General features: G+C 54.7%; 14 protein-coding genes. 3 read left to right on the top strand and 11 right to left on the bottom strand.

The window, feature by feature from the left end; genetic code table 11:
* Nucleotides 1-62: 62 nt before the first annotated feature.
* From RUE5091_RS22110 to RUE5091_RS22090, 5 genes are read right to left on the bottom strand one after another with little or no spacing between them, the layout of a single operon-like run.
* On the bottom strand, nucleotides 63-2,693 hold the full coding sequence (locus RUE5091_RS22110; RefSeq protein ID WP_058284115.1) for a phosphoenolpyruvate carboxylase: 2,631 nt from the start codon (nucleotides 2,691-2,693) through the stop codon (nucleotides 63-65).
* Complete coding sequence (locus tag RUE5091_RS22105) at nucleotides 2,693-3,664, bottom strand: 2-hydroxyacid dehydrogenase (protein WP_058284114.1); 972 nt, start codon at nucleotides 3,662-3,664, stop codon at nucleotides 2,693-2,695. Before RUE5091_RS22105 ends, RUE5091_RS22110 begins: the two co-directional genes overlap by 1 nt.
* A complete protein-coding gene (gene sucD, locus RUE5091_RS22100; RefSeq protein WP_058284113.1) occupies nucleotides 3,664-4,554 on the bottom strand; it encodes a succinate--CoA ligase subunit alpha in 891 nt (296 codons plus the stop codon). Before sucD ends, RUE5091_RS22105 begins: the two co-directional genes overlap by 1 nt.
* Nucleotides 4,554-5,750, bottom strand: coding sequence for a malate--CoA ligase subunit beta (locus RUE5091_RS22095; RefSeq protein ID WP_058284119.1), 1,197 nt, complete (start codon nucleotides 5,748-5,750; stop codon nucleotides 4,554-4,556). The genes sucD and RUE5091_RS22095 overlap by 1 nt, the downstream gene beginning before the upstream one ends.
* 28 nt (nucleotides 5,751-5,778) lie before the next feature.
* Entirely contained in the window at nucleotides 5,779-7,020 is a 1,242-nt protein-coding gene (locus RUE5091_RS22090) for a pyridoxal-phosphate-dependent aminotransferase family protein (protein WP_058284118.1), read from the bottom strand.
* Between the two features lie 218 nt (nucleotides 7,021-7,238).
* Here RUE5091_RS22090 and RUE5091_RS22085 point away from each other — a divergent pair, with 218 nt between their 5' ends.
* Nucleotides 7,239-7,868: a response regulator transcription factor gene (locus RUE5091_RS22085; protein ID WP_243470858.1), complete on the top strand. Its 630-nt coding sequence runs from the start codon at nucleotides 7,239-7,241 to the stop codon at nucleotides 7,866-7,868.
* A 245-nt stretch (nucleotides 7,869-8,113) separates the two neighbouring features.
* Nucleotides 8,114-8,797: an IS6 family transposase gene (locus tag RUE5091_RS22080; protein WP_058284112.1), complete on the top strand. Its 684-nt coding sequence runs from the start codon at nucleotides 8,114-8,116 to the stop codon at nucleotides 8,795-8,797.
* A gap of 348 nt (nucleotides 8,798-9,145) precedes the next feature.
* Here the strand turns inward: RUE5091_RS22080 and RUE5091_RS22075 are convergent, their stop codons facing one another.
* The 6 genes from RUE5091_RS22075 to RUE5091_RS22050 form a co-directional block, all read right to left on the bottom strand.
* The gene (locus tag RUE5091_RS22075; RefSeq protein WP_058284111.1) at nucleotides 9,146-9,601 is read right to left on the bottom strand and encodes a hypothetical protein; all 456 of its coding nucleotides are present in this window, start codon (nucleotides 9,599-9,601) and stop codon (nucleotides 9,146-9,148) included.
* A complete protein-coding gene (locus tag RUE5091_RS22070; protein ID WP_058284110.1) occupies nucleotides 9,588-11,987 on the bottom strand; it encodes a trimethylamine N-oxide demethylase in 2,400 nt (799 codons plus the stop codon). The genes RUE5091_RS22075 and RUE5091_RS22070 overlap by 14 nt, the downstream gene beginning before the upstream one ends.
* Nucleotides 11,984-12,355 (bottom strand): cupin domain-containing protein, encoded by a 372-nt coding sequence (locus RUE5091_RS22065; protein ID WP_058284109.1) that lies wholly within the window; start codon nucleotides 12,353-12,355, stop codon nucleotides 11,984-11,986. Before RUE5091_RS22065 ends, RUE5091_RS22070 begins: the two co-directional genes overlap by 4 nt.
* Nucleotide 12,356: 1 nt before the next feature.
* Nucleotides 12,357-14,339: an ABC transporter permease gene (locus RUE5091_RS22060; protein WP_058284108.1), complete on the bottom strand. Its 1,983-nt coding sequence runs from the start codon at nucleotides 14,337-14,339 to the stop codon at nucleotides 12,357-12,359.
* Nucleotides 14,339-15,367, bottom strand: coding sequence for a quaternary amine ABC transporter ATP-binding protein (locus tag RUE5091_RS22055; protein WP_058284107.1), 1,029 nt, complete (start codon nucleotides 15,365-15,367; stop codon nucleotides 14,339-14,341). Before RUE5091_RS22055 ends, RUE5091_RS22060 begins: the two co-directional genes overlap by 1 nt.
* Nucleotides 15,368-15,451: 84 nt before the next feature.
* Nucleotides 15,452-16,402, bottom strand: a complete 951-nt coding sequence (locus RUE5091_RS22050; RefSeq protein ID WP_058284106.1) for an ABC transporter substrate-binding protein — start codon at nucleotides 16,400-16,402, stop codon at nucleotides 15,452-15,454.
* 192 nt (nucleotides 16,403-16,594) lie between these two features.
* Here RUE5091_RS22050 and RUE5091_RS22045 point away from each other — a divergent pair, with 192 nt between their 5' ends.
* Nucleotides 16,595-17,575 (top strand): LysR substrate-binding domain-containing protein, encoded by a 981-nt coding sequence (locus RUE5091_RS22045; RefSeq protein WP_243470857.1) that lies wholly within the window; start codon nucleotides 16,595-16,597, stop codon nucleotides 17,573-17,575.
* Nucleotides 17,576-17,797: the final 222 nt, after the last annotated feature.

Raw genomic sequence — 17,797 nt, 5'->3', positions numbered from 1 at the left:
ACTGGGTGAAAAAATCGTCTGTACGATGCGGGGCATTCACGAGGCAAATCTCCTGAAATAGTTTAGCCGGTCCAGCCAAGGCCAGCGGAAATAGCGTTCATAGATTGAAGTAGGGGTACGGGAACCGTTCCTGATTGCGATTTGTTTCGGGCTTGTTGCAACAGTTCGACCTGCAACGCGTGAATGCGGGCAAGTTCCGCCCGTTTGCGATCAAACCGTTCGCACAGCCGGGGAAAACGGTGACCGATGGTCTGCCCGCCAGTTAGAAATTGCACAGCGCTGCAGGCGCTATCGAATTCCGATTTGATCGCCTGAGAGATGTTATGGCGGGTGCTCTCATCGCGCACCAGTTCGCCGTATTGCGTGGCGATGCCCATATCAGCCTGATAGAGCGATTTCTCCATCTCATCGACAGCGAGGCGGAACAGGCGAGATTTTTGAAACATTTCTTGCAAAACTTCGTCACCGCGCGAACCTCGGAACTTGCGAAAGCTGGCCATGGCTGCACCAAACCCGTACCAACCAGTAATCAGGTGGCGGTTCTGCGACCACGCAAAAACCCATGGAATAGCCCGCAGATCATCGAGACTGGCTGCGCCGAACCGACGGGTCGGGCGGGAGCCGATTTTTAGGCGAGCAAGTTCCTCGACGGGGCTGGCCTGCTGGAAGTAATCCAGAAAACCCGGCATCTGCAGAAGCGATACATAGGCTGTTTGCGACAGTTCCGATAGCGCATCCAGCGCATCGTCAAATTCGGGCCGCGATGGGGCTTCGCCGGGGTTTGCAGTATGTCGAAGCGTGCTTGAGAGCAGTAATTCTAGATGCGCTGCAGCTGTACCGCGGTTAGCATATTTGGTCGAAACAACCTCGCCCTGTTCAGTAACGCGCAAGCGTCCGGCAATGGTTCCGCTGGGTTGTGCGGCGATGGCGCGCCCGGTAGGTGCTCCGCCCCGGCTGACGGAGCCGCCGCGCCCATGAAAAAACGTAGCCTTGAAACCTTGCGAGGCCAGTGCCGTGACAATCCTGCGTTGTGCGCGCTCCAATTCCCAAGTTGAACAGAAATAGCCGCCATCCTTGCCGCTATCGGAGTAACCCAGCATCACCTCGATCACGTTACCTTCGGTCTTAAGGCTGCGGCGAGAAAGCGGAACATCAAGAACCTCCAGCAGAATTGCTGGGGCATTGCGCAGATCGGCAATCGTTTCGAAAAGTGGGACCACTGAAATATCCAGAGTTTCGGACCCGAATCCTGCGTACCGGGCCAGAAGATAGACACCGAGAATGTCGTCGGCGGAACGGGTCATTGACAGGATGAATGGTCCGATTGCCTTTGGGTCCGGCCCCGATCGGACGCTATAAACAAGTGTCAGGAGGGCAAGGAGCTCTTGGGCCTGATCGCTTAGCGCTTCCCGATTTTGATAGGGCAAGTTCTGATCCGCCAATTCGACCCTCAATCGGGCGGACCATTCTGGCGTGCCATATTTCGGAGCTTGCCCAAACTGCGACCAAATTTCGGCCAGAACCTCGGTTGTGACAGTCGAATTCTGGCGGATATCCAATGTTGTGGTCCGGAACCCAAAAACTGCCGCTGCCCGGCGCAGCGGGCGGATATGCCGCTGTGCCAGAATATCGGCTTTGACCGCGCATAAAGCGGCATCAAGCGCGTTAAGATCGTTCGCGAATTGCGATATGTGGCTATAGCCGTCATTTGTCAGCCGATGGCGAATAGCGTCCAAAGCCTTCCGGAACGGTTCGTTCTGATTGCGGCCAGTGTCCGGAGCCCGATCGACAATTTCTTGTACACGTGCCCTGTGCGGCTCGGGCAGTGGCAATATGAGTGCGCTGATACTCAGCCTGCCTGCCGCTTGTTCAAGGGCTTGACCGTAAAGGTCCAGAACCGTTTCGCGTCCACGTTGCAAGGCCAGCGCGGTCATCTCTGTCGTGACATTCGGATTGCCGTCTCTGTCCCCCCCGATCCAGCTGTGAAAGCGAATATCGGGTGTTTCGCTCAAGGTCTTTCCCAGCAAATGCAAGCAAGCTTGGTCGAACCGATCCACGACTTGCGGGACAGCGTCAAAGATTGCGTCCCGGAAGAATTGCAAACCCCATTCGATCTCATCGTGCAGGCTTGGGCGCGTCAGGCGAAGTTCACCGGTCAGCCACAGAAGATCAATTTCGCCTTCTAGGCCTTTCAGCAATTCGGCGCGCTCGGTTGGGGTCCAGCGTTGCGTTTCAAGACCGACAAGGTTGCGATAAATCCGCCGGTGGATTTCCAGTACAGTGACCCGTTTGGCCTCGGTTGGATGCGCGGTCAGGGTGGGGCCGGTACAAAGATCAGCGGTCAGTTTTTCCATTTGGCTGTCCGTTAAGGACAGGTCGGACAACACCTCGGAAAACCCGCCTTCGACCGCTTCGGGGCCGCTATTGGTCTCGGTCAGGCGACGATCTCTGACTTCGGCGTTTTCGTCGATGATGCGCAACAGTTGGAACCAGATCGACAGGGCCTGCAAATACGGAGTCGCCTCGGGCCCGGTGGGAATAGGCTGCAGCGGCGAAGACTCGGCCCATGTCGCTACATGCGGCGCCCGTTTCATCAATATGTTCCGCCACAACGCTCGCAATTCCGTGCGCAATTCTTCGGCATACGTTGACCGGTTCAGGGGGGACTGAATACTTTGGGCCAGAGCTTGCATCAGATCACCTGATCCCGCGGGGTGCGGCCAGCAAAAAAATCACTCAGGTTGTCGAGAACGCGAAACCCCATCGCTTCGCGGGATTCGCGCGTGGCACTGCCGAGGTGTGGCAGCATCACAAGTTTGTCGCATTGCAGCAGGTCAGGGCTGATGCGCGGTTCGCCGTCAAAGACATCCAGTGCGGCTCCGCCGATCACATCGAACATCAGTGCCTGGATCAGGGCAAACTCGTCGACCACCTCACCACGCGCGGTGTTGATCAGAAATGCATCAGGCTTCATCAAGTCCAGACGACGTGCGTTGATCAGATGCCGGTTGGTTGCACCGCCCGGGCAATGCAGCGAAACAAAATCACAGCGCGGAAGCAAATCGTCCACTGATTCAACCTGTGTTGCGTTGCACAGTTTCAGAACATCCGGTGAAACACGGCTACGGTTTTGAACCACGATTTTCATGCCAAAACCGTGATGCGCGCGCCGTGCCATTGCCTGACCGATCCGGCCAAAGCCGATGATACCCAGCGTCTTGCCGCTAACTTTGGTTCCGATAAGATGGGTCGGACGCCATCCGGTCCAATGTCCTGCGCGCAGCTCCCGTTCTCCTTCACCAGCGCGGCGGGCAACCATCAGTAGCAACGTCATGGCCAGATCGGCCGTACACTCGGAAAGGACATCCGGAGTGTTGGTCACGGTCATCCCAAGTTCGCGTGCTGAGGGTTCGCAGATATGGCTGTATCCAACCCCATAATTAGCGAGGATTTTGGTCTGTGCCGCTGGCACGTCCAGCGCTTCGGCACTGAGCGTATCAGTGACGGTGGGCAGAACCGCGTCATAGTGTTTCAGCGCATCGCGGATTTCGGTCGGGGACATTGGTTTGTCCCTAGTATTGAGTACCGCGTTATAGTTCTCGACCAACTGCGCTTCGACCGCAGCAGGCCAACGACGAGTGACAAGAACCGAAGGCTTAACCATCACGCAGCCTTTCCCATAACGCGCGCAATGGTTTCACCGATTACGGCAGGGTTTTCAGCAACTGTCACTCCGGCGGCGGATAAAATTTCGACTTTTTCCGAGGCGCTTTCACCAAAGGCCGAGATAATCGCACCAGCATGGCCCATGGTCCGGCCCTTTGGCGCGGTCAGTCCGGCAACGTAGGCAATGACGGGTTTTGAAATGTGATCACGGATGTATTCTGCCGCTTCAGCTTCTTGTGGTCCGCCGATCTCGCCGATCATCGCGATAACCTCAGTGTCCTCATCCCATTCAAAACGCTCGAGAATGTCTCGGAACGAGGAACCGTTTATCGGGTCTCCGCCGATGCCGACGCTGGTCGATACACCGATGCCGCGCTCTTTCAGCTGCGCTGCCGCCTCATAGCCCAGCGTGCCCGAACGGCCAATGATGCCGACATTGCCAGGCAGGTAAATGTGACCTGGCATGATACCCAACAGCGCCTTGCCGGGGCTGATCGTTCCGGCACAGTTCGGGCCGGTTAACACCATGCGTTTGTCCTTGGGATAGCGATACATGTAACGCTTTACGCGGATCATGTCCTGCGCCGGGATGCCATCAGTGATACACACGCAATAGCGGATACCTGCATCTGCGGCCTCCATGATTGAATCGGCAGCAAAGGGCGGGGGCACGAACACAAGGCTTGCATCTGCGCCGGTGGCCTCGACAGCCTGTTTCACGGTGTCAAAAACGGGCACACCTTCTACGGTTTCGCCACCTTTGCCGGGAACGACACCACCGACTACATTGGTGCCGTACGCCAGCATGTCTTTGGTATGAAAACGCGCCATGCGTCCAGTGATGCCTTGTACGATGACGCGGGTGTCGCGGTCGAGAAGAATGCTCATTATACAGCCCTCACCTTGGTGTTTTGGGACAGATCGTTCTGCCATGCGCCCACCGCCCGTTCAGCGGCTTCCATTAGAGTCGTGGCACGGATGATAGGCAGGCCGGACTGGGCCAGAATCTTCTGACCTTCTTCGACATTCGTCCCGGCAAGACGCACGATAACGGGGATGTCGATTTCCAATTCACGCAATGCCTGCACGACGCCTTCTGCAACCCAGTCGCAGCGGTTAATGCCGGCAAAGATATTGACCAAAACCGCCTGAACGTTTTTGTCGGACAGAACCAGTCGAAAGGCCTTGGCTACACGTTCCGGCGAGGCACCACCGCCTATGTCGAGGAAGTTCGCAGGCTCGCCGCCAGCCAATTTGATGGTGTCCATCGTGGCCATAGCCAGCCCGGCACCGTTGACGATGCAGCCGATGTTTCCGTCCAAGCCGACATAAGACAGACCTCGGTCCGCCGCGCGGCTTTCGCGCGGGTCTTCCTGGCTTTTGTCGCGCAGTTCGGAAATCTGGGGATGACGGAACAATGCGTTGTCGTCAAAACTCATTTTCGCATCCAGTGCCAGCACCCGGTCGTCGCCAGTGATAACCAGAGGATTGATTTCAACCATCGTGGCGTCCAGATCGCTAAAGGCGGCATAGCAACCCTGCAACGTCCGTACCATTTGCTGAACTAGACGAGCCTCAAGGCCCAGATTGAAAGCCACCTCGCGGGCCTGAAACTCCTGCAACCCAACGGCGGGTTCGACGATCGAACGCACGATGCTGTCAGGGCGTTCGGCGGAAATCTCTTCAATCTCCATTCCACCTTCCGAGGAGGCTACGATCATAACCCGCTGGCTGGAGCGGTCCAGAACAAAACCCAGATAAATCTCGCGATCGATCGGGACGGCGGATTCGACATAGACACGATAGATGCCTTTGCCTTCCGGTCCGGTTTGATGGGTCACCAGCTTGCGGCCGAACATCTCGTCACAAGCCTCGTGGATCTCGTTTTCACTGTTACACAGTTTGACGCCACCCGCTTTACCGCGTCCACCCGCGTGGACCTGCGCTTTGACAATCCACTTGTCCCCACCCAGTTCACGTGCGCGATAGGCGGCCTGTTCGGGGCTGTAGGCCAACGCACCGGATGGTGTGGCGACACCGAAATTCGAAAGAACCTCTTTCGCCTGATACTCATGAATATCCATCTGCATTCCTCCCGTTTATGCAGTGCGTTCAAGCAGCGATCGACGTGCCGTAACGGCTTTCGAGCAATGCCTCGATCTCTTCGAAATCGACGGTGCCACCCAGTTCGCACATGGCTTCAGCAAACAGGCGAATGATCTGGCTGATCGCCTGGCGATTCAGTTGATTGAGGATACCGATCCGGACTTGTACCGGTGTGCTCAGCGTCGGCCAGATTCCGAACCCGCGCGCCCGGCAATTCTGCACCAGTTCCATCTCGCGACCGGCCAGTTCAGGCGGCAGGTTGAGGACAAGAAGACTGGGCATATCCGAAGTTACTTCGCATCCCATTGCGGATACTGCGTCACGCAGCACCTTTTCATGGGTGCGGTACGAGGCTGACCGCTTGGCCAACCCTTCCGTTAGCGTTAGGCGCAAGGATTCATGGAAGGCAGCAACGGCGTACCCGGAATGAGTCCTGTGATACGTACCGCGCTCAACATCCTGTCCATCGACGATACCCCAATGACGGGCCTCAAAAATGGGATTGTGGACATAACTGTAGGCGCCCGTTGATTTTAGGCTATCGATGTAACCTTTGGAAAAGCTGACCGGGGCGTAAGTCAATGGCAAACAGCACAGGCCCTTTTGCGGGCAAGAGGCCCAGCCAGCGATGCCCGGATAGTCGTCGATCCGGAAGTCTTCGACACCCAAAGACGAAACCGCATCAATCAGACCCATTGCGCCGTGACGTTCACAGGCATCCGAGAAGCCGCGCAAATCATTGATGCGACCTGAACCCGTTTCCCAATGCGCCATGAACGCCCATTTGGGCTTGTGCTCGCTAAGTGCGGCCTCGACCATTTCGCCAGTCACTGACTGCCCATGCGGCACGTCTATGATGATGACACTTGCAGCCTGCGGGTCCAGAGGATTGGCTGCATGCTCTTCCGGCGTTGCCGCCTTGATGCGGAGGGTCAGCGTGTCGATGCCTGAAAATGTGCCGTTATTAAATGCAACAACCTTGTCGCCGGGCATGACGGCCGAGAACATGGTATCCAGCGCGCTCCAACCGGTGCCCGCGACCGCGAATGTATATGTGTTCGTAGTGCCCCAGATCTCGCGCAGCATGTGCTTGCATTCGACCATCCCGCGCAAAACGTCGCCCTGCATGTGATCCGCAACCCCGGCATTGGAAAAGGCTTGGAGAACTCGGGCGTCGGTATTGCCCGGCCCTGGCCCCGCAGCCAGTGTCTCGGGGATTTCGAGTGTGGGATAAATCTGGAAAGTCATTCGATCCTCCTTGATCGTCGGGGTGGTCAATCACGCCCAAATACCGCGTTGTGGATCAGGAAAGCGTTGCTTGCATCATCGCGCAACGTAATTTACTACTGCTTTAGGACATCTAATAGGATTAAAAAAATACTACCCGTATTGGTAGAAATACCGAGGTATACCGAGTTCATACCTATACTTTAGAATAGGTTTTTGGGATTTTGGATGTAAAATCAATGACAGAGCCTTCACAGCAACCAATCAACGTAATGCTTGCCGACAACAATCCACTGGTGTTGTCGGCCATGTCCGAGATTTTCGAGCGCGATCCACGATTCTCTCTGGTAGCGACGTCGGCGACCGCCGAAGGGTTCTTGGGCGCGGTTATGAGGGTTCCGGTTAAGGTCTGCGTAATCGCCTGGAATTTGCCTGTCTTGGGAGCCGCCAAATTGATCGAGGTCCTGCGTGAACAGGAAAGCGCGCCCCGTTTCGTCGTTTATGGAGACGATGACGGAGACGTTCCGCGCCTTGCTATGCAGGCAGGAGCGGCGGGGTTCGCGTCCCGGTCAGGTGAGGTCGATGTTTTGCTGGAAACCTGCTCAGACGTTGCCCGAGGCAAGATGGTTTTTCCGTTCATCGATGTTCGGAAAATGCAGCAGGATCCGATTCACAGCCTGTCTCGTAAAGAGCGCGTCATCCTTGAAGCGCTGGCCAAGGGTCTATCCAACCGCGAACTTTCGAAGGACCTGCAAATCTCGACAAATACCGTCAAATTTCACTTGAGCAACATCTATGAAAAGCTCTCGGTTAAAAACAGAACGCAAGCGATTGCATTCTACTATTCTTCTGGCGAAGCCTCAGATTAACCGATTTGTGCCTATGGTCGAGCATCTACTAGCAATCGCGCAATACTGGCTGGTAACGTAAATTTTGTTAAATTGTCTGCCGGATCCGCTGATACCAGCAACACGTTGTTTTATTCTGAATGAATTACCCTGGGCATGTGATTTTAGGAATATATCTGGATGTGTCGCAAACTTTGGGTCCGGATTGACGAGCCTGTAGATTTCGACGTTTGTTGTCCGCGTATTGTTCGCCAACAGGTTTCAGCATGATTTCCTTGAAAGGCTGTCATTTTCCCAAAGATGCGGTTTTGTACGCTGTATACTTCTACCTGTGGTACACGGTTTCTTATCGTGACTTGGAAGAGATCATGGCAGAGCGCGGTGTGCGAGTTGATCACGCCACATTGAATAGGTGGGTTGTGAAATACTCGCCGATCGTCGTCGCCAATGCGCAATCAAAGAAGCGTCCAACTCAGAGTTCATGGCGCATGGACGAAACCTATATTCGTGTGCGCGGTAAGTGGATGTATCTCTATCGAGCGGCCGACAAAGCGGGAAACACTCTTGATTTCATGCTGTCTGAGCGACAAAATCGTCCAGCAGCCACCAAGTTCTTTGCCAAAGCACTGTCGTCAAACGGGATCCCAAATAAAATCGTCATAGACAAGAGTGGCGCAAATGCAGCTGGCATTCGAGAAGTGAACAGGATGCTGAAGCGGTTCGACTGCTCAGCCAAAATCCAAACAGTCTGGTCCAAGTGTTTGAACAACCTGATCGAGCTGGATCACAGATTCATCAAACGACGCGTGCGGCACATGTGTGGCTTCAAGTCTTTCAGATCGGCTCGAGCCACACTGGATGGAATAGAGGTAGCCAACATGGTCCGGAAGAAACAATTCACTAGCGATACGACCTCCGGCTTTCGGATGTTCGCTGAAATCGCAGGGTAGCAGAATCTATCATAGCGCTAGCTCTGGGCGCTCTAATTATTTGCGACACAACCGTGATCGTCTGCAAGTAGTCATTATCCATCTGTAAAGGGGCGCTCGGTTAATCCCAACACCCTGAACGGCTAAGATCTCTTACAGGTCAAGATAGGGCACAGTGTATTGCAGATAGAAGTAAACAGAATGAAAGTTGGCATCTTTTCAAAAATGGTAGCCATTCAATTGGATCTTGTTGAAACCTGTTGCGGAGAAATTTGCTTAGAACTGATCTCGTGTCTCGCTCACTCGTCGATCCAAAACAAAAAAGTCTACAACACAACCAACTATTGATGCCCGGTCAATGTGAAGAGGCTATGAATTGCCACGCTCGAAACTCAGGAACACCAATGTGCGTTTGATTTGGCCCTTGTCTTTTTGAGTGACGCGATAAAGACCGTCCGAGGTGATAAGTTCCCTCTGTACGTAGCTGTCAGGGTGGTTAACGGAACTACCGAGTTGTTTCTGAGCTCCGTCTTTGCAACGTGTTACTTCAGTCCATAGGTCGTTGAATGCGCGACTGGCTTCGGCGTCTCGGAATGGAAATTCCCATCGGCAAGAAATGCCTTGGACATTGGCCAGGCCGACATAAGGTTCGCACATCGCTCCTTTCGGCGAGAAACCGGTGGTGTTGTAGTTTTCTAGTGCGGTGACCCGGTCACATGCTCCCGCGAAGCCGACTTCTGGCGAAGTTGCCAAGACAAATCCCAATAAACAATCGACCGCAGATTTGGCCGTTTGCTTGGTTGTCAATTTATCATTCAGCCGCATCCGGGAAATCGTTTTTTAGGTAAACACCTTTCACGCGCTCTTTTGCTGGATCAAAATGCGGGAACGGAACAATTTTTGCTTTCAGGCGCTTTTGCTGCCCATCCAGTTGGCCGATCTCAATGTCGTGCCCCTCCAGCGCATGGGTTGATGCAATCCGCCCGAGGGCGATGACCTTGCCTAAGATGGGTGATTTCATCGCGCTGGTGATTTCGCCGACCTGTGCTTTTCCGATACGTACACAATCACCCGGAGAAGGGACTGTTCCACCTTCTATATCAAACCCGACCAGTTTGCGGTGAGGGTGAGCCTTGCGTTCCTCAATTGCGCTGCGCCCGATGAAGTCATCGGTTTTAGATTTCAATGGGACGGTAAAGCCGACCCCGGCCTCGAACGGATCAGTCTGGTCGTCAAATTCGGACCCGGCAAAGATCAAGCCACCTTCGATCCGCAACATGTCGAGTGCCGCAAGGCCAAGCGGGGTAATTCCATAGTCCTGACCGACTTCCCAGACGCGGTCGAAGATCTCGACAGCGTCCTTGGGATGGCAGAAGATCTCATACCCCAACTCGCCGGAGTACCCGGTCCGAGAAATTACGACGGATGTCCCGCGCACATCCCCAACCCGGGCCACTGTAAGCCGGAACCAAGGCAATTCCTCAATGGTTGGCTGCTGGGGTGGCGTCCAGAATATCTGCGAGAGGATGTCGCGGCTGTGCCGCCCCTGTACCGCGACGTTGTGCAACTGATCTGTAGAGTTACGCACCCAGACATTCATGTTGCGCTTGCGCGCTTGTTCCTGCAGCCACAAACCGCTGGTGTCGTTGCCACCAATCCATCGGAAATTGGTTTCCCCCAGGCGATAGACGGTGCCATCGTCGATCATGCCACCGTGTTCATAGCACATGGCCGTGTAGACTACCTGACCAACGCTTAGCTTTTTCATGTTGCGGGTTACGCAAAGCTGCATCAGTTCTTCGGCGTCTGGACCAACGACTTCGTACTTGCGCAGCGGGCTCAGGTCCATCACAGCGACTTGGTCCCGACAGGCCCAGTATTCAGCAATAGTGCCGTGATTGGTCATCGTATTGGGCAGCCAATATCCGTTATATTCGACGAAATCACGGGTATGACGCGCAAAGCAGTCGTGAAATGCTGTTTTCTTGGTTTCTTCCACATCCGCCTCCGCAGATTTTCTGTAGCCATAGGACCGTTTAAAATCCTCGGTCGCTTTGTAAGTTCGCACCTGAATGTCGGTTGGATTCCAGCCATTGGCCGGGTCAATGTCGCAGGGGCAGCCGGTACTGACGCAGACAAGATCCGTCAGTGCGCGCAGCAGCACGAAATCTCCGGGCCGCGACCACGGATCGTCCATGCCGATAGCATTGTCATCGTCCAACATCGTGTTGAAAAAGAAGTTGATCGCGGGCCATCCTGCGCGGGGGCGGATGCCATATTGGCTCAGATCCTTGTTGATATTGTCCGAGCAATTGACGTGGCCAGGATAGCCCAAGTCTTCATAATACCGTGCTGTGCAGGCCAGCCCGAACGTATCGTGGCGGCCGCATGTATCCTGCACGATTTCGACCAGAGGTTCTTGATCCACCGACCAGTATTTCGAGAATATACCCGGTTGCGGATACAAGCTGCCCATCAGGCTGCGGGTGGTGGTGGGATCAATCTCACGCTCGATCCCCTGATCCAATGCACGTCGGCTGAACGCTTGAAAGTCTGAGCATTCGCGGCCCCTGATATCCACGATCTGGATGAACTCTCCGGCTTTGACCTCATAAGATTTGGCATTGCCAGGCTGAATGTTGATATCCCCAAGTGGGTCGGCCAGCGGATCGGGTGGGCCCACGTCGGGTTTTTCCAAGCCGGGAGCGGCACGCTGAATGTACAGGATAATGTCGGTCGGCGGGTTGTTGTCTTCCGGCCGCATCGCTTCGCCGGGAGCAGAGACGATCAGTAGACCGTCGCATTCGGCCACGAAGTGCACCATGTCGCCGGGGCGTGATCCATCCGAGAAAGCCCTGATCGCATCCCCACGTCCGATGTCGAAACCTGCAACCTCTAAGGCGCGCAGCACTTTCTTACCCGAAGCCGAGCCATTCGCCAGAGTTGCAATCAGCCCCTCTGGTCGCCCGTGCCCCTGCGTGCCAAGCATGGCAGCGTCCGAGCTTCGATCAGGGGCAAAGAACACCATCTCGGCGGGTTGCATCCCATCGCGATCCAGCAATGTGATCGTGTCGCCTTTGGACACCGGAACCGCGCGCGATCCTGCGCCAGGGACGGGATGACGCTCCGTTCCATGGGGCAGGATCGGAAGGCCGGGGGCCAGAACCCCGCTGCGTTCATATGGCACTTCGAAAATCGGTTTCACATTCATAGTGCACCTTCCTGAATGGATTCCGTTGCACCGCGGTGGATTACCACCAATAGGCATCCCGCCTCGGTGCGTGAGAAATGGCTGGATCCGGCGGCTAAACTGACAAAGTCACCACTGCGATAGCTGAATCCATCGTGATCTGTCAGATCGCCTTCGAGGACAAAGAACTCTTCCCGACCGTGATGAATATGCGGATTAGAGCGTGTGCCTGGCGCCATCTTCATCAGATAGCTGCCTTGCCCGGTATCTTCGTCAAAGCTGACATTCTTCCACCAGACCTGTTCGTCGGGCAGGTCTTTCATATGCATTCTGACAAAGCCGGTATCGTCGAAACGGGTGACGGTACGCATGTTTTGCAGTTGTGCCATCTTAATCGAGCCCCAGTCGCTTTTTACGCTGTTCCGTCCAGCTGCTGATGGCCATGTCAAAGGTCAGAGCCATCAGCGACACGTTCAGGCCGAGGACAAAGTTCTTGCCCAACTCGGTGCCAGCCAGCGTACGCTGCAGTTCCTGTCCCAGATCCTGAGTGCCAATGAAGGCCGCGATGATGACCATGAAAAAGGCAAACATGATGGCCTGATTGAACCCAACTGCCATTGTCGGTAGCGCCAGCGGGAATTGAACTGACATCAGCTTTTGCCGCCGCGTTGACCCAGACATGTCCGCCGCTTCGGTCATTTCTGGGGGCACGCTGCTGAGGCCAATAATGGTGTACCGGATCAATGGTACCGCGGCGAAGATCAGGATAGAGAACACAACAGCTACGTCATTAACGCCGAACAGCATGATTGCCGGGATCAGATAGATGAAGCTGGGGAAGGTTTGTGCTGTGTCGCAGGCCAGAAGGATGCTTTTTGACCAACGTTCTGATCGGGCTGCGATTACGCCGAGCGGTATGCCAATCAAGGTGGCCAGAGCAACAGCCGAAATAACTGTGTATAGAGTGATCACAGATCGATCCCACCAACCCGAGAATGCGACAATGGTAAAGAAAACCGCAGCATAGATACCCGGACGGCGTCCGCCGACCCAATATGCAAAGGCAACGACTATTAGGATGAAGGCGGGGGTCGGGATCGCCAGCAACGTATCCCGGAACGGGATCAGAACTTTGACATTCAGAAACCAACGCAACCATTCAGTAGTTCCCTTAATAGCCTCGATCGCCAGGAACGACTTAATCACCACATCAATTTCTTTGCCTTGGCTCAGGTGTTGTTTGCGGCCAACTTCGGCCAGGATTGGGAACAGCTGCGACAGCAGGATAAACCCGATAAACAGACCCAGTGCTACCAGCGAGATCTGATGCCGCTTCCACCAGGGAGTGTTGCGTTCAAAGTGAACTGGTTGCTTGACCACCCAGGCCTTGGACATCCGGTCCAAAGTCACGGCCAAAAGGACGATAGTGATGCCAATCTCGAAGGATCGTCCGAGCTTGAAACTTCCCATCATCGCCAACAGTTTTGCGCCAAGACCCGGCATGCCGATAAAGGCGGTCAGAACGACCATTGCCAGACACAGCATGATCACCTGATTGACACCAACCAGAATTTCGGTGCGCGCTGCCGGAATGTATACATGGCGTAGCATCTGCCAGCGAGTACAGCCGGACATCTGACCCGCTTCGATCACTTCGGGGCTAACCTTCTTGAGCCCCAGCGTTGTCATCAGGATCATCGGCGGGATCGCGAACGTAATCGTTGCAACCGCCCCGGCGGTTGGTCCGACCTTAAAGAAAATCACCGCAGGCAGCAGGTAGGTAAAGAAGGGCAGGGTCTGCAATATGGACAGGATGGGCTTCAGCATCCGCTCGAACCAACCATATTTCCATGCGGCAATACCCAAAGCCAACCCCAGCAGGAACGCCAGGGGTGCTGCAACCACGATCACCGACATTGTTTGCATGGCGATCTTCCACTGGCCGATTGCTGCGGTCCAGATAAAGGTGCCCGCGCCCAAAGCGGCCAACTTCCATCCACCGACAGCATAGCCCACAACCGCGGCAACGGCGGCAATCGCAGACCATGGGATCGGTCCCAGATAGGGCCAGCGACGCTTGCCTTCCAAAAGGTTGGCTGATGTATCCAGCAGGAACTCAAGAGGACCTTCCGCGATGAAGCGAGTGACGTATATCAGTCCCAGGTCATTCTGGATGAAGCTGAAAATCGCATCCAGAACCTGTGCGGTGGGTGGGATCGCCGCCTCGGGGATGCGGTTCAGCCATTCAGGCAGAATACCGACGGCTTTGGCAAGGATCAGTGCGAAAGCCACTGCTAGTAGCGCGGTAAGTACTCGGGAACGTCCCCACGGCTTGTCCGATGTCTCCGTCAGATCAGTGGACAGCGTCACCATTATTCGGCTCCGAGCAGGACATTCAGTGCCGTGTCGCGTTCCAGGACTCCGGTGACAACGCCCTTGTCATCTGCAACCGGCAAAAGGATGCGGTTGTCATTGACCAGAACCCGCGCAAGTTCGTGGATCGTTGCGCCACCATTGATTGGCGCGCCTTCCAAAGCGTGTCCGTTGACCGGTTTCGCCAATCCTTTCGCATGAACTACGCGGGCTTTGTCGATGTCCTCGGTAAATTTCGCCACATATTCTGTGGAGGGGTTCATGACGATCTGATCGGGCGTGTCACACTGTTCAACCGCGCCGTTGCGCATGATCGCGATCCGGTCTGCCAAACGCAGCGCTTCGTCAAAATCATGGGTAATAAAGACAATGGTTTTGCCCAGCATCTCTTGTAGCCGCAGGAATTCATCCTGCATTTCACGCCGGATCAAAGGGTCAAGAGCGGAGAACGGTTCATCCAGAAACCAAATATCCGGCTCAATCGCCAGAGACCGGGCGATGCCGACGCGTTGCTGTTGCCCGCCGCTGAGCTCGCGCGGGAAATATTCTTCACGACCCTCAAGGCCGACCAGCTTGATTACTTCCAACGCCCGCTCGCGTCGGTCATGGCGATCCTGGCCGCGCATTTCCAGCGGGAAGGCCACGTTATCCAGAACCGTACGATGCGGCAGCAGACCGAAGGACTGAAACACCATGCCCATCTTGTTGCGCCGCAACTCGATCAGGTCGCGTTCGCTCAGGCTCATGATGTTCTGACCATCAACCTCTATCGTGCCGCCGGTTATGTCATGAAGGCGAGAAAAGCACCGTACCAGAGTAGACTTGCCTGACCCGGACAGCCCCATGATGACCAGCATTTCACCCCGGTCAACTTCAATCGAGACGTCTTTGACCCCGGCTATGTAACCGTCCGTACGTATCTCATCGAAGCTGCGGCCCGCGGGCATAGATTTCAGATAGGCCTCAGGAGAGGCTCCAAACAGTTTCCAGACGTTTTTGGCTGAGATGACGGGCGCTGTGGCGGACATGGCTGCCTTCTTTCTTGTTAGGCACGGCCTTGCTTCTCCGAGATCTGCAAGGCCGCGCCAGTTTCGTTGCGAATAACCGGATTATCAGCTGCAGGCGCTAATCCAGGGGTCAACAACAGCGCGGTTGGCATCCAGCCATTCGGCTGCTGCCTCTTCCGGTTCCAGCTCGTCTGTATCGACCAGCTTTGCCATTTCCGCGATTTGCGGGTTGGTGAACGAAATTTCAGTCAATACGCAGTAGGCAGCCGGCCACTTGTCTTTCATGCCATCCCACGCGGCTTTTTTCAGATAACCGGTGGCTGGGTTGCCGCAATCATACAAGGCGTCCGGATTCGGACCTTTGGATGGATCTTTGTCGCAACCATCTTCCCAGGCCGGAAATTCGACAAACTCACCAGGCCAGACTGCTTCGGCAAAGTTGGGTGTCCAGTTGAAGACCAGAACAGGTTTCTTATCTGCCTCTGCGGCTCCGATCTCGGCCCAAAGGGCTGCAGCCGAACCCGCATTAATGACCGTGAAATTCAAATCAAGCGCTTCGGCACGTTCCTTACCATGCTTCAACCAGTCGACGGGTCCATCCAGATACCGACCTTTGTCCCCGGTTTCCGCTGTTGCGAAAAGATGCGCGCAGTCGTTTAACGCTTGCCAATCGGGCAGGCCGGGGCAGGATTCCTTAGTCCACATCGGATACCACCAATCCTCGCGCGTGACTGCATCATGATCACCTGCATCATGCAGACCACCCTTTTCCAGCGCGGTGCGGAAGGATGCGCCGAATGCACCTTCCCAGACTTCCATCTCAAGTGTGACATCGCCCAAGCGCACCGACTCGTAGACCGCCTGACTGTCTGTTGTGACGTATTCGACGTTGTCACCGATCTCTTCGAGTAGTTGACCTGTAACGTAAGACATCACGATCTGACTGGACCAGTTGTGAATTGGTATGACGATCGGATCGCTGCTGTCTTCGGCAATCGCTCCGGTGCCCGCTACGGCTGCCAAGGTTGCAGCAGAAAATAGATTTGTGAGTTTCATGTTTGCTCCCTGAGTGACGAATATTTTGTATCTGCGGACTCTTCCGGCCCCGAATTTTCTCATTCTGCCTAAATTTTTGCGAGACGCAGAACAGAAATTTGAGAGGCATTGCCTATAAATTCTTGAGGCAAATTTGACTTTTCACTATCTTAACAGTAAGTTGCCTGATCGGTTTCCAGTCGAAACGGGCAAATGTTTTTGATTGCGATCATCTTCAGATTGGGAAACCGCCTTCAGATGCCAAAGAAAGCACCAATTACCGGCAAGGTCCTTCCACCGCTCGATTACCTTTTGGCATTTGAAGCGGCTGCGAAAGCGCAGAGCTTTGCAAAGGCCAGCAAGGTGCTCAACATTTCGGAAACGGCAATCAGCCGCAAGGTGCGACTGTTGGAGCAGCATTATGATGTTCCGCTGTTTGTCAGAGGTCATCGGTCGGTCTCTCTGACGCAGCAAGGTGCCATTTTGTTGGCAACCGTGGAAAAGTCGCTGGACCTGATGCGGGATGTAAGCCGAGACATGCTGGCCAAACATCAAGCCAATACAGTCTCGATCTCTGCGACCAATTCGGTTGCGTCACTCTGGTTGATGCCCCAGCTAAGAAAATTCAACAAATCCAATGGACGCATCCGTATTTCGTTGGTGTCTTCCGACAGTGATGCAGAGTGCCTGTCAGATTCGATGGATTTAACGATTTTGCGTGGAGACGGGGACTGGCCCGGATATGATGCTCAGCTATTATTTGGGGAAACTGTTTTCCCGGTTTGCAGCCCAGAGTATCTCAAGAATAATCCGACGGTGACAAGTTTAACTGCTTTGCCGGAGTTGGATCTGATTGAGGTGACCAGTAGTCACGCGGAATGGATGACATGGCACACGTGGCTTAACGGCAATGATGTTTCTACCTCATTGATGGAACGCGCTGTGGCCTTCAACACCTATCCTCTCTCTATACAAGCAGCAGTCGACGGATTGGGTGTCGTATTAGGTTGGGCCCATCTTGTCGACCCACTGCTTGAAAGGGGCGCGTTGGTCAGACCGATTCAGGACGTATCGGTGCGAACACAGTCTGGGTACTATCTTCTTAAAAACCCAACGCAAAAAGTATTCCCGGAATTACGCATCGTAGAGGATTGGTTGTTGGGGCTTAGCGCGGTGCGTAAACGCTATGCGTGATCCGTGGCGCTATCGCGTATCAAATGCCCTTTCAATCATGTCCTCGCATTTCTGAGGTTGACCCAAGGGAATATTTATTTACCGTAAAGAAAGTATCCGATTCCTCCCCCGGTCGCAGATGCGGACGGGTTTGAGTTCGTCAAACTTACTTTGCACGGAGCCCAGCACCCAATGAGCTACAAATCCGACATTGAAATCGCCCGTGAGGCGAACAAGAAGCCG

It is taken from the genome of Ruegeria denitrificans (assembly GCF_001458295.1).
GTDB lineage: Bacteria > Pseudomonadota > Alphaproteobacteria > Rhodobacterales > Rhodobacteraceae > Ruegeria > Ruegeria denitrificans.
This window is presented reverse-complemented; position numbering and strand designations above follow the sequence as displayed.